Source organism: Niallia sp. FSL W8-0954 (assembly GCF_038005605.1).
GTDB lineage: Bacteria > Bacillota > Bacilli > Bacillales > Cytobacillaceae > Niallia > Niallia circulans_A.
The window spans coordinates 3,486,025-3,498,291 of the sequence record NZ_JBBOTN010000001.1; the positions used below are offsets into that span (position 1 = coordinate 3,486,025).

Sequence of the window (12,267 nt, forward strand, 5' to 3'; positions counted from 1 at the left end):
TGTGGAATCCAAATAGAAAACTACTTATCCTCTTCATCGAATTACTATATTTACTATGTTAAACAAAGTCAGTTTGTCATGTTGTCTTTTGCCTGTTTTTACAAGTTGAACATCTTGTGTTTTTCATTTATTGAGGTTATCTTACGCTGAATTTAAACAGGAGTCAACACCATTTTTGAGAATTATTTGATTATTTAAACAACAACCCACTAATCAGGAAACGCTTACATTATTGGTCTATAAAGAATGCCTGTACTTTTTAATCGTTCAAAAAATTTTTTAAAATTCTTTTTTTACTGAAAATACATCACTTTCTTACATTTCCATTTTCCTATGGTGCTCATTATAATAAAATAATTCTTTCTTTTAAAGAAAAGTGTTAAATAATCTAACACGTTTTTTTATTGCGCAACATACTCCCTAAAACAAGAAATGCAACCGCACTTAAAGAAAGCGATTGCATTAGAGAGTTAAATTAAGATACGGCACATATATCTTGAATCCACGATAAACGGATTTGATACGTATTTTCTTTGTCATCTTTTAAATCAATTGTTTGATCGTTGAGATTTAACTTCTGAACCTGTCCTTTAATTGTTTCTAATAATCCATTCTTATAATAATTAATAACTATAAGCCTACTTCTTCCTAATTCCTTGAGAATCATGGTGCATATCTCCTTCTATATTTTTTATATTAATGTTCATCTATTCACATTGTTTCATTTCTAGTTTATTTAACTTAAATCTATTATACATAATAATAGTAAGCGTTTTCAAGTATTTTACGTGATTTTCTGAACATTATTTTTCTTACTTCCATTATTACCTATTTTGTTTCTCTTTATTCCTTTCCAGGTAATTTTCTCCCCCTTTTTCCTTGCCAATTCCTATTGCATCTGTAGATTGGGAAAGTTCAGTGCGAATAAATCGTTATATAGAAAAGGGGTATCCCTTTCTAACTCTTACATCGTTTGTAAAAAAAGATAACCAAACAAGAGTTTATAATAGGATTTCACAAAGGTTATTCCTTCATCATTATTCTAATATAAGATAGACAAAATTTTCTTTCTATTTGAAAAACAAAACTTCCTAACAGCTAATAAAGGACTCTTTTTCTAAAAAAATCTCTGTTTATTCTTTTCATAAGGGGGAATATATACTATATGCAAGAACTAATTGTTTAAAGGAGGAATAGGTATATGACAAAAAGTGTTGTAGGTATATATGATTCTCCTGAAGCTACAGTAAATGCTATTGAGGAACTTCTCTCTAAAGGATATTCACCAAATCATATTTCCGTTATTACAAGAAGCGAACAAACTGCATTAATCGAGCAAGAGACAAATGTAGATACTGCAAGTGGAATTGATGAAGTAGAACCAACATCTTTTTTAGATCGGTTAAAGACTTTCTTTTCCGATACTGATACAGAGCCATATGAAAAAGAGTTACAAGAAGGGAAATACATTGTTCTTCTCGATAATGACACAGAGTCAGAAGAAGAGAAGCTAAATAAATTAAACTTCGATAATAATGAAGTAGATGTTATACCATCTCAAACGATGAATACAACAGTGGAACGCAAAAAAATATAGCCAGAAAAGAGGGGGAACGCCCCCTCTTTTTTTTGATATGTCCCAACCTTTAATTAGGTAAAATTTCTTCTTTTCTCACATAAAAACCCCTCCAGTTACATTAAACTGGAGGGGCATTTAAAAGCATAGCTTAAAATGCTTGCATAATAAAAAAGGATTCGAATCGATGGCCGAAGCCGCGACAGAATCCTTTATTGTTACGTCCCAGGAGAGATTCGAACTCCCGACCGACGGCTTAGAAGGCCGTTGCTCTATCCAGCTGAGCTACTGGGACATGTTTTAAATTGCAATCAATTATTTCAGCGATAACTACCTCAACTAGTATATCATATACAAGTTCATTAGAATAGTATCTCTAAGCAAATCTTCTCATTAATTATTCGTCAATAACGCATTTACAAAAAGCCCTGAAACAACCAATTAACTATTTACAAAAATACGTCCCAGGAGAGATTCGAACTCCCGACCGACGGCTTAGAAGGCCGTTGCTCTATCCAGCTGAGCTACTGGGACATGCTATGTATTTATTCAGTCCTTATGAGGACAATAGTTATTATATGATTATAGCAACATAAAGTCAATAGTTTAGTGAACCTTTTTTTCCTAATGAGGAATTTTTTTCTTCCTCATTAGGAAAAAGCCGACTAAAAAGGAAATTCACTTGTTAATTCTGGTAGTAATCCACTATGAAAATCATAAACTTCTGTCACAAATCGATCCATTTCAATCGTTAAAATAACATACGTTTGTTCTTTTCTTCCTCTAGGCAGTCTTAAACTACCGGGATTAATGAAAAGAACATCATCAACTACTTCCATCCCCAAGAAATGAGAATGGCCGAAACAGGCAATATTTGCCCCCACTTCCTTTGCCTTATACAGCAAGTTATTAAGGGAGGATTTGACGCCATATAGATGTCCATGTGTTAAAAAAATCTTTTTATCTGCAATTTCTTGAGTGGTCTCTGTTGGAAATTTGTCTTCATAATCACAGTTACCTTGCACAGTAATATACCCCTTCATCACTTCCTCACTTGCTGATAGCTCAGAATCCCCACAATGCAGAAATAACTCGACATCTTCTTCATGTCTTTTTTTTAAAGCACCTAACTCGGATACCAATCCATGACTGTCACTTACAATCAAAATTTTCATCCAGTTCTATTTCCCTTCTTTAAAAACAGTCGGAAGCTGTTCTTTTAGTTTTTTCAATGCGTTTGCACGATGACTAATTTTATTTTTCTTTTCAGGCGGCAATTCCGCCATTGCCTTTTCTTCTGCTTCTACATAAAAGATTGGATCATAGCCAAATCCATATTCTCCTCTTCTTTCCTCCAGAATAACCCCTTCACAAGTTCCAGTAAATGTTAAGGAGTCTTCATTTGGAATCGCAACTGCTAATGTACAACAAAAACGAGCAGTTCGTTTTTCTAATGGTACACCCTCTAATTCATACAAAACCTTGTCCATATTATCTTGATCATTCTTTTGTTCTCCTGCGTAACGTGCGGAATATACTCCTGGTCTCCCATTTAATGCATCAATAACAAGACCAGAATCATCGGAAATAACGACACGATTTAACAGCTTAGAAATCGTTTCTGCTTTAAGGAGAGCATTTTCTTCAAATGTTGTTCCTGTCTCTTCTACATCTTGGACATCTGGAAAATCTAATAGTGTTTTTACTTCATAGCCAAGTGGTGAAAACATTTGTACAAATTCTTTTGCTTTGCCTGTATTCTTAGTTGCAATAATAATTTCTTTCATTGTAAAACTCCTTTAGTCTCTATTTGTTATTTCTTATGTTGAACTATGTAAATTAATGTACTTTCTTATAGTTTACTACGCTTAAAATCATCCGTCTAATATCAGTATATACCCTTTCTTTCTTATTTCCAAAGGCAGTTTTGTGAAGTTTATGCGATGATATCCATTCGCTCACCTACAGAAAGCAAACCATTATTCCTAGAATCACTTATCACTAAATAAAAATAAAGTTATTATTTCATTTGAACGAAACAATTTCACCCTAAGAACGTATTTATTATAACAAGCCAATTTATACCACTAATCAAAGAAAAGAGGTAAAACATGTCTTTACACTATCAGGAGTATGGTGATAAAAGTGCTCCACTGATGCTATTTATACATGGTGGTGGAGTAAGTGATTGGATGTGGGATAAGCAAATTCAATACTTCACTCATTATCACTGTGTTGTTCCCCTCTTACCTGAACATGGATTGAATAATGATAAAGTTAAATTTACTATAAAAGGGAGTGCACAAGCATTAATTAAATTAGTGGAAGATAAAGCTAGAGGAAAGAAAGTAATCTTAATTGGATTTTCTTTAGGTTCTCAAGTCATTGTGGAAATGATCAGTATGAAACCAGATATAATGAATTTTGCCATAATCAATAGCGCTTCAGTTAGACCGATTTTATGGGCAAAGAAAGTAATAAAACCTACTATTGCATTAACCTACCCATTAATTCAAAATAAGACCTTTTCCAAACTGCAAGCCAGAACACTATATATCAGCGATGACTATTTTGAAAAATATTATGAAGAAAGTTGTCAAATAAGTTCTGATACCCTTGTTCGAGTATTGGAAGAAAATATGTCCTATCAACTCCCTAAAAACTTTGCAGAGGCCACTGGAAAAATATTGGTTACGGTTGGTGAAAAAGAAAAAGCCATGATGAAAAAATCTGCAAAAGATATTGTAGCGGCAAATTCGAATGGAATCGGCGTGATTATCCCTAATATTGGCCATGGAGTATCTTTCGCTATGCCTGATTTTTTTAATCATATGGTCGAAACGTGGATTCAAAAAGGTGTTTTACTAAATGAATGTAAAGTGATAAGTTAATATTTATTATTTGCTAAGGAAAGTTTTTGTCTCCCAAAAAATAACGTTCATACGAAGAAGGGGACAAGAATATAACTATTCTCGTCCCCTTTATCCATTATTAGAAGCTACCAGTATTCACATTTTCTGGGCGTGTCACTGGTTTAGTTAAACTTTTTCCTTCTGCGTTCACTAAATCTGCTTCTCCATTCACAGTAACAGCAACACTTTCAATGCCTTCTTGCTCTGTTAAGGATAATACTAATGAATTTAATACTTCATCAGCCAGTACCTTTTCTTCTCCATTTAAGCCACTCGAATATATATTCTCGTTAAAGTTTAACGTAACCTTGCCATCTTCTACAATTGGATCATCCAACAGCTTTACGTCATTAGGTAATAAGCTTGTCAGAGCTGCTCCTCCGCCCATACCAGGTCCTTCTATTAGCTCTCCTACTGCAGCAGCGACATTATTTTCTTCGCCATTACTAATACGCTTCGTTACTGGCACATAATAATAGGAGTCCAACTCTCCACCAATATAATAAACAGTCAATGGTCTTGTGTTTGTAATGTCTGTGACATCATCTGTATTAATGTTGATGCCATCCGCTCTTGTTAATGCCCCTTGAATTGGCGTTTTATTTACAGGCATCTCTGTCAGCTCATGACCATTTAACGAAAGCTTCACACTATCGATGGAATCAAATTGTGTCAATGTCCATGTAATGGACTGCAAGATTTTCTCTTCATCTTTAGCCTCGTATTCTTTGAATTCCTTGGAAAAATCTACAGTAGCCACTTTATCTTTATCTACATTAATACTTATTTTTGTATCTTGAGGAATTACTGCTTGAAAATCATTTGGCAGCAATTCAGAAACTTTCCCACCCTTAACTAAATATTCCAAGCTTTCTTTTGCAATCGAATTCGTTTTTGGCAGATTTAATGTTTGAGGAACGACATACCCATTTTTATCCATTAAGTATAATTCAACTGGCATTGCATCCTCTTTCGCCACTTCACCAGTTGTTTCCTTATCCGCATCCTTTTTAACTGCATCCTCTTTATACGAAGTAGTTTGCGGTGGATCGACTTTTTCTTTATCTCCTAACAAGCTACAACCAGAGATCAACACAGATGATATGATAACCGCTGAAACAATGGTCAATTTGTTATTCTTAGACATCTTCATCACTCCTAAGACAGTTTGTACTAATATATATACGAGCCTATATTTTTTTTAGACCGTCTTTAGGATATTTTTTTCAAAAAAAGACTGTCTCCCTATTTCCATTGCAAAATGTTTAGATGGGAAATCGTCTAAACATGATGTAATAGAACAGAAGACAGTCTTCTTTATTATGTTAATTTAACTGTTTCAACAGCATGTATTTCTTGATTCAGCCAATTGGAAGCGATGCGGGCAAACATCTCTTTTGATCCAGTTGTATAAAAATAATGTTCTACTTGATTCTCTCCAGAAGCAAGTTCATCATGATGGTTGAGGATAGTACTAACTTCGCGGGCAGTTTCTGCTCCTGAACTAATTACCTTTACCTTTTTTCCCATCTCTTCCTGTATAACTTTTGCTAACAAAGGATAATGGGTACAACCAAGAATTAGAGTATCTATCTCTTTATTCTTTAATGGCCACAGCGTTTCTTTCACAATTTTCCTTGCGACTGGTCCATCATATTCGCCGCTCTCCACTAAAGGGACAAATTTTGGACATGCTAAACTAATTGTTCTCACTCGATTATTAATCTTCTTTAATGCTGTTTCATATGCCCGACTTCGAACAGTACCTATTGTTCCAATCATGCCTATATAATTATTTTTCGTTACCTTAATTGCTGTCCGTGCACCTGGAACGATTACGCCAATCACCGGAATAGACAGCTGTTCGCGTATCTCCTCTAGTGCGACTGCAGTAGCTGTATTACAGGCAATCACAAGCATCTTTATGTTTTTCTTCAACAGGAACCTAGTCATTTCCCAAGTAAATTTCTTCACTTCTTCTCCCGTTCTTGGGCCATATGGACATCTTGCCGTATCCCCTAAGTAAACGATATTTTCAAAAGGAAGCTGGCGCATTATCTCCTTTGCAACTGTTAATCCACCAACCCCAGAATCTATAACCCCTATTGCTCTTTCCAAAAAACCGCCTCATTTTTCTCGCATTACTTGATGTAACCGCATAAAATTTTTCTTTAATTCTTCAATATCTTCCGTTGAGTACTCATTTAATACCTCTTGAAGATAACCTTGACGCTTCTTGATAACTTCGTCAATTAATCTTTTTCCTTCTTCTAGCATATGAATACGAACCACACGTCGATCATTGGGATCCTTCACTCTTTGAACTAACTGATTTTTTTCCATCCGATCAACCAAATCTGTCGTAGTACTAAACGCAAGGAACATTTTATTAGATAATTCCCCAATCGTCATATCCCCTTCTTCAAATAGCCATTGTAAGGCAACAAATTGAGGAGGAGTCATCGTATAATTACTTAAAATCTCTCTTCCCTTTTGTTTGATAATACCAGATATGTAGCGCATATCTTTTTCGATTGTAGCTATATTCTCTAAGTATTCCTTTACATCTTTTTCTTCAGTCATCATGATTACAACTCCCATATATAAATATACAAATATAATGAATATCCGACAATTTTCTATAATTCAGTACCTCTAATTATAATCTACAATTCTCCCCTCGTAAATGTATAAGGTAAAAAGTTAATGTCCATGTAAAAATTGCCGAATAAAGCCATGATTCCACTACTTATTCACATTAAAAAGAAGATGACCCATATAAGCGGTAAAGGAGTGGAATTTCCTGCCCGCTTATACAAGATCATCTTCTTTATTATAGTTCTAGTTCTCCCATTCTAAGGAGTTCTACAACAGCCTGTGAACGCCCCTTCACGCCCAGCTTCTGCATAGCATTAGAAATATGATTTCGAACTGTTTTCTCGCTTATGAATAAATCACTCGCGATTTCCTTAGTCGTTTTATCTTGGACTAACAGCTCAAATACTTCTCTTTCTCTTTTGGTTAATAATGGCTTGTGAGTAAATTCATTCTCCTTCAAGTAGTGTAACCCTCCTTGCCTTTGCCAGCTATGAACTTTGGGATGGGTATAGTTATAGTCTGAATATATTATGTAAGATGACACCTTGGAGTGACTGGATTTAAGCAAATTAGGAAAGGTTTTTTCGGTTTTTCATGATTAGTACTCCATTCCCATCATTTGACGATAATTTTACGTACTTATGAACTTTCAACACACGAATTTTCATTATAAAATAGTCAAAATGTAGTACGTGCAATTATCATCCCTTTTTCCAAGCTTTCTAAAAAAATCGTGTTATAATTTAAACAATGAACCTTAGTTCGTAGTAAATTTCTGTTATCAAAGAAAGTTTTGGTGATATTGATGGACTTAAACATTGAATTATTGGCAAATTTACATATAGAAATTCTTCAGGATATGTATTTTGATTATGAAGAGAATAGTACTACATATATTGATATGGTAACGATTATGGGGAGTCTATTTTATTTTGAGCAACAAACGAAAAAGGCGCGAAAAAATAATCGCTTAATTGTGCCTGTTTTTAATTTAAGCCTCTGGGAAAAAAATAAAGCTATCTTAACAGAGCTAATAGATTGGATAATGGATGAACCTGTTTATCTGACTTTCCAGCAAAATGAAGCAGAGCTTTTTGCTCCATCTTTTTACCTTCCTAATCATCAGGAAGTAACCTTATTTTTGGATGATATAGCATCACTTGTGGGTGTTGCGAAAAATAATTGCATAGATCCGCCCATCACTTCTGACTACATTCGACTAAAAAACATGGACAATGAACAGAGCAAACAAGAAAAACTAGCTACATTTTTACGAAGTAGTGTTTCAGATGCTGGAGAGATTATTCATTTAGGCTCGGCAATTTGCAAGAAGATCAGAAGAAATCGATCAGCCGCTAGCATATGCTTGCTTGTATCGATTGCAGCAGCAAAAACATATTTTAACGGGAAAGGTACTGTATATGTCTATCAAAATAGCAAAATTAATAAGGATGTTTCTATCGATGGAGATGTACTGCTTAAAGCTACTCATCCAAAAACATTTAATCTAATAAATGCTCTTTATTCCAGCTTGGAGCTTGATTTGACTATCCAGACGCCTATCTTATATAGACCCTTCCATCGTGTCATCAATGAGATTCCTAAAGAATATAAGCTGCAAATAAAAAACACGGCAGAGTGTCTCCGAATACGAGGAGATGGGTATATATCAGCGAAAGTTCCATGCGGAATTTGTCTGCCATGCTTGCAAAGAAAAATGGTCTTATCGGCCAGTAATAATGAATTATATGATACCTTATACGAGTATGATTACGGGCAAAAGACTGCTGATATAAAAAATGAAGAAGATAAACGTATCTTAACAGAGAATCTGCAAGCCCTCGAACATGCTATTGAATATCTAAAGACAAATGTAAGTAGACTAGCTAGCGAGGAACAAACAATAGCAGAGGAATTCATTTTCACTTATCATCAATTTATGGAAAAATATTAGCACAAGAAAGACCACCTTAACTGGTGGTCTTTTGTTTAATGGTCACTTCCAAAGAACTCTTTAAATGCCTGGAACGTTGTTTCTCGGTTTAAGGCTGCAATTGATGTAGTTAGTGGAATGCCTTTTGGACAGGACTGCACACAGTTTTGAGAATTACCACAGTTAGCCAGTCCGCCGTCTCCCATTATCTCTTGCAGTCTTTCCTCCTTATTCATCTCTCCTGTTGGATGTGAATTAAAGAGACGGACTTGAGAAAGAGGTGCTGGTCCAATGAAATTAGATTTACTATTTACATTTGGGCAAGCTTCTAAGCAGACTCCACATGTCATACATTTCGATAACTCATATGCCCACTGGCGTTTTTTCTCTGGCATTCTTGGTCCAGGCCCTAAATCATATGTGCCATCAATTGGTATCCACGCTTTGACTTTCTTTAAACTGTCAAACATGCGGCTTCGATCGACTTGCAGGTCGCGCACCACAGGGAAGGTTCTCATTGGCTCTAGACGAATCGGCTGTTCTAATTGATCAATGAGTGCTGTACAGGATTGGCGTGGTTTTCCATTGATGACCATAGAACAGGCTCCGCAAACTTCTTCCAAACAGTTCATATCCCAAGCAACTGGAGAGGTCTTTTTCCCGTCGCTTGTAACTGGATTTCTGCGAATCTCCATTAATGCAGAAATGATGTTCATATTAGGACGATAAGGTAAACTAAATTCTTCTACATAAGATGGTGAATTAGGGTCATCTTGCCTTTCAATTTGTAATGTTACAGTTTTTTGCTCCCCCATTTTATTTCACTCCCTCTTTTTGCTTTGAATAATCTCTTTTTCTCGGTTTGATTAAGGAGGTATCGACTTCTTGATAATGGAAATCTGGTGCCTCATTTGCGCCAACAAATTTAGCCATTGTTGTTTTTAGGAAATCTTCATCATTTCTTTCTGGAAATTCTGGTTTATAATGTGCCCCACGGCTTTCATTTCGGTTGTATGCACCGAGAGTAATCACACGTGCTAGCTGAAGCATATTTTCTAATTGACGCGTAAATACGCCTCCTTGGTTAGACCATTTTGCTGTATCATTGATATTAATTTTTTTATAACGCTCTAACAGTTCTTGTATCTTATCATCTGTTGCCAGCAGCTTATCGTTGTAACGAACCACTGTAACATTATCTGTCATCCATTCCCCTAATTCCTTATGAAGCACATAGGCATTTTCTGTTCCATCCATTTTCAAAATGCCCTGCCATTTAGCTTCTTCTGCTTTAATAGCGGAATCATAGATGGATGATGATAAATCTTCTGCACTTTTGCTTAATCCGCTTATATATTTAACCGCATTCGGACCTACTACCATGCCGCCATAAATAGCTGAAAGCAAGCTGTTGGCACCTAAGCGGTTTGCTCCATGCTGTGAATAATCACATTCACCAGCGGCAAATAAGCCTGGAATATTCGTCATTTGATCGTAATCTACCCATAATCCACCCATGGAGTAATGAACAGCAGGGAAAATTTTCATCGGAAGTTTACGAGGATCTTCACCAGTGAATTTTTCGTAAATCTCGATAATACCACCCAGTTTAATATCAAGCTCTTTTGGATTTTTATGAGATAGATCTAAATACACCATGTTTTCTCCATTGATGCCGAGCTTTTGATCGACACATACATGAAAAATCTCGCGTGTAGCAATATCCCTTGGTACAAGGTTTCCATAAGCTGGATACTTCTCTTCCAAGAAATACCATGGTTTACCATCTTTATATGTCCAGATACGACCGCCTTCTCCACGAGCTGATTCACTCATTAAACGTAATTTATCATCACCAGGAATTGCAGTTGGATGGATTTGAATAAATTCACCATTTGCATAATAAGCTCCTTGCTGATAAACAACAGATGCTGCTGAGCCAGTATTTATAATAGAGTTTGTGGATTTCCCAAAGATAATTCCCGGGCCGCCAGTTGCCATAATAACAGCGTCTGCAGGGAAGGATTTAATCTCCATTGTTTTTAAATCCTGTGCCTTAATTCCTCTGCATACTCCTTCGTCATCTGTGATAATACCAAGGAATTCCCAGCCTTCATACTTCACAACAAGTCCGTCGACTTCGTATCTTCTTACTTGCTCATCCAATGCGTATAGAAGCTGTTGTCCTGTTGTTGCACCTGCAAAAGCCGTTCTGTGATACTGTGTTCCTCCAAAGCGGCGGAAGTCCAGTAATCCTTCTGGTGTACGGTTAAACATAACTCCCATTCTGTCCATCAAGTGGATAATGCCAGGAGCTGCCTCAGCCATTGCTTTAACCGGTGGTTGGTTCGCTAAGAAGTCACCGCCATAAACCGTATCATCAAAATGTTCCCATGGAGAATCTCCTTCTCCTTTTGTATTTACCGCTCCATTAATCCCGCCTTGGGCACAAACAGAATGAGATCTTTTTACAGGCACAAGGGAAAATAATTCTAAAGGAGTCCCTGTCTCTGCTACTTTGATTGCTGCCATTAATCCTGCTAAACCACCGCCAACGATGATCACTTTCCCTTTCTTCATAACAACCGTTCACTCCTTCATCTATTACTCTACTAATCTAGTATTTATTAAACAAACGCCAATATTGCTCGTACACCTACAATTGATAATGCAACAAATATTCCTAGCGTTACATATGTATTAATTCGTTGAGACTTAGGCGAAACAGTAATTCCCCAGCTTACACAGAATGACCATAAGCCATTAGAGAAGTGGAAAATCGTGGAGATAACACCCACTAAATAAAATGCAAGCATCCCTGGGTTTGCTAAATTTTCACTCATCATGTCATAATTTACTTCTTGACCTAATTGAGCTGCTACTCTTGTTTCCCAAACATGCCATACGATAAAAATTAACGTAAAGATCCCTGTCACCCTTTGAATATAGAACATCCAATTTCGAAAAAAACTATAATTTTTTGTATTATTTTTGGCTGTAAACGCAATATAAATTCCATAAATCGCATGATACAAAATCGGTAAAAATATTACAAAAATTTCGAGAAAATACCGAAAAGGTAAATGCTCCATAAAGCCAGCTGCCTTATTAAAAGCTTCTGGACCTCTAGTTGCAAAGTGATTGACAACTAAATGTTGGATTAAAAATACACCTACTGGAATCACTCCTAATAACGAGTGAAGCCTTCTGAATAAAAACTCTCGATTTGCTGCCATAAAATTCCCCCC

Annotated in this window: 13 protein-coding genes, 2 tRNA genes and 1 other annotated feature (1 of these 16 only partly in view); of the genes, 3 read left to right on the forward strand and 12 right to left on the reverse strand. The window is 35.9% G+C overall.

Going from position 1 to position 12,267, the window contains the following annotated elements:
• Positions 1 to 46: a binding site (T-box leader), on the reverse strand (it extends 208 nt beyond the left edge of the window).
• Positions 47 to 475: 429 nt separating this feature from the next.
• Complete coding sequence (locus NX902_RS17265; protein WP_095331517.1) at positions 476 to 667, reverse strand: YolD-like family protein; 192 nt, start codon at positions 665 to 667, stop codon at positions 476 to 478.
• A gap of 534 nt (positions 668 to 1,201) precedes the next feature.
• Between NX902_RS17265 and NX902_RS17270 the strand changes: the two genes are divergently transcribed.
• Entirely contained in the window at positions 1,202 to 1,597 is a 396-nt protein-coding gene (locus tag NX902_RS17270; protein ID WP_095331515.1) for a general stress protein, read from the forward strand.
• A 200-nt stretch (positions 1,598 to 1,797) separates the two neighbouring features.
• Here NX902_RS17270 and NX902_RS17275 read toward each other — a convergent pair.
• The 4 genes from NX902_RS17275 to NX902_RS17290 all read right to left on the reverse strand — a co-directional run bounded on the left by NX902_RS17275 (position 1,798) and on the right by NX902_RS17290 (position 3,363).
• Positions 1,798 to 1,871, reverse strand: a tRNA-Arg gene (locus NX902_RS17275).
• Between the two features lie 165 nt (positions 1,872 to 2,036).
• Positions 2,037 to 2,110, reverse strand: a tRNA-Arg gene (locus NX902_RS17280).
• Positions 2,111 to 2,241: 131 nt separating this feature from the next.
• Positions 2,242 to 2,751: a metallophosphoesterase family protein gene (locus NX902_RS17285; protein WP_095331512.1), complete on the reverse strand. Its 510-nt coding sequence runs from the start codon at positions 2,749 to 2,751 to the stop codon at positions 2,242 to 2,244.
• Between the two features lie 6 nt (positions 2,752 to 2,757).
• Positions 2,758 to 3,363, reverse strand: coding sequence for an XTP/dITP diphosphatase (locus NX902_RS17290; protein WP_095331510.1), 606 nt, complete (start codon positions 3,361 to 3,363; stop codon positions 2,758 to 2,760).
• 324 nt (positions 3,364 to 3,687) lie between these two features.
• Between NX902_RS17290 and NX902_RS17295 the strand changes: the two genes are divergently transcribed.
• Positions 3,688 to 4,467: an alpha/beta fold hydrolase gene (locus NX902_RS17295; protein ID WP_163185432.1), complete on the forward strand. Its 780-nt coding sequence runs from the start codon at positions 3,688 to 3,690 to the stop codon at positions 4,465 to 4,467.
• Positions 4,468 to 4,567: 100 nt separating this feature from the next.
• On the opposite strand, the gene NX902_RS17300 is transcribed toward NX902_RS17295, so the two are convergent.
• From NX902_RS17300 to gerE, 4 genes are all read right to left on the reverse strand, one after another.
• Entirely contained in the window at positions 4,568 to 5,635 is a 1,068-nt protein-coding gene (locus NX902_RS17300; RefSeq protein WP_095331508.1) for a GerMN domain-containing protein, read from the reverse strand.
• Between the two features lie 173 nt (positions 5,636 to 5,808).
• Positions 5,809 to 6,606: a glutamate racemase gene (gene racE / locus NX902_RS17305; protein ID WP_163185429.1), complete on the reverse strand. Its 798-nt coding sequence runs from the start codon at positions 6,604 to 6,606 to the stop codon at positions 5,809 to 5,811.
• 9 nt (positions 6,607 to 6,615) lie between these two features.
• Positions 6,616 to 7,074, reverse strand: coding sequence for a MarR family winged helix-turn-helix transcriptional regulator (locus NX902_RS17310; protein ID WP_123260695.1), 459 nt, complete (start codon positions 7,072 to 7,074; stop codon positions 6,616 to 6,618).
• A 247-nt stretch (positions 7,075 to 7,321) separates the two neighbouring features.
• Positions 7,322 to 7,546: a spore germination transcription factor GerE gene (gene gerE / locus NX902_RS17315; RefSeq protein WP_016201768.1), complete on the reverse strand. Its 225-nt coding sequence runs from the start codon at positions 7,544 to 7,546 to the stop codon at positions 7,322 to 7,324.
• A gap of 345 nt (positions 7,547 to 7,891) precedes the next feature.
• Between gerE and NX902_RS17320 the strand changes: the two genes are divergently transcribed.
• Positions 7,892 to 9,040 (forward strand): hypothetical protein, encoded by a 1,149-nt coding sequence (locus tag NX902_RS17320; RefSeq protein WP_123258062.1) that lies wholly within the window; start codon positions 7,892 to 7,894, stop codon positions 9,038 to 9,040.
• Between the two features lie 35 nt (positions 9,041 to 9,075).
• Here the strand turns inward: NX902_RS17320 and sdhB are convergent, their stop codons facing one another.
• Genes sdhB through NX902_RS17335 form a run of 3 tightly spaced genes read right to left on the reverse strand, consistent with a single transcriptional unit; the run spans position 9,076 to position 12,255 of the window.
• Positions 9,076 to 9,834: a succinate dehydrogenase iron-sulfur subunit gene (gene sdhB / locus NX902_RS17325; protein WP_095331501.1), complete on the reverse strand. Its 759-nt coding sequence runs from the start codon at positions 9,832 to 9,834 to the stop codon at positions 9,076 to 9,078.
• 1 nt (position 9,835) lies between these two features.
• Positions 9,836 to 11,599 carry a succinate dehydrogenase flavoprotein subunit gene (sdhA, locus tag NX902_RS17330; RefSeq protein ID WP_095331499.1) on the reverse strand — a complete coding sequence of 588 codons (1,764 nt, stop codon included), beginning with the start codon at positions 11,597 to 11,599 and terminating at the stop codon, positions 9,836 to 9,838.
• Between the two features lie 47 nt (positions 11,600 to 11,646).
• Complete coding sequence (locus NX902_RS17335) at positions 11,647 to 12,255, reverse strand: succinate dehydrogenase cytochrome b558 subunit (RefSeq protein ID WP_095331498.1); 609 nt, start codon at positions 12,253 to 12,255, stop codon at positions 11,647 to 11,649.
• Positions 12,256 to 12,267: the final 12 nt, after the last annotated feature.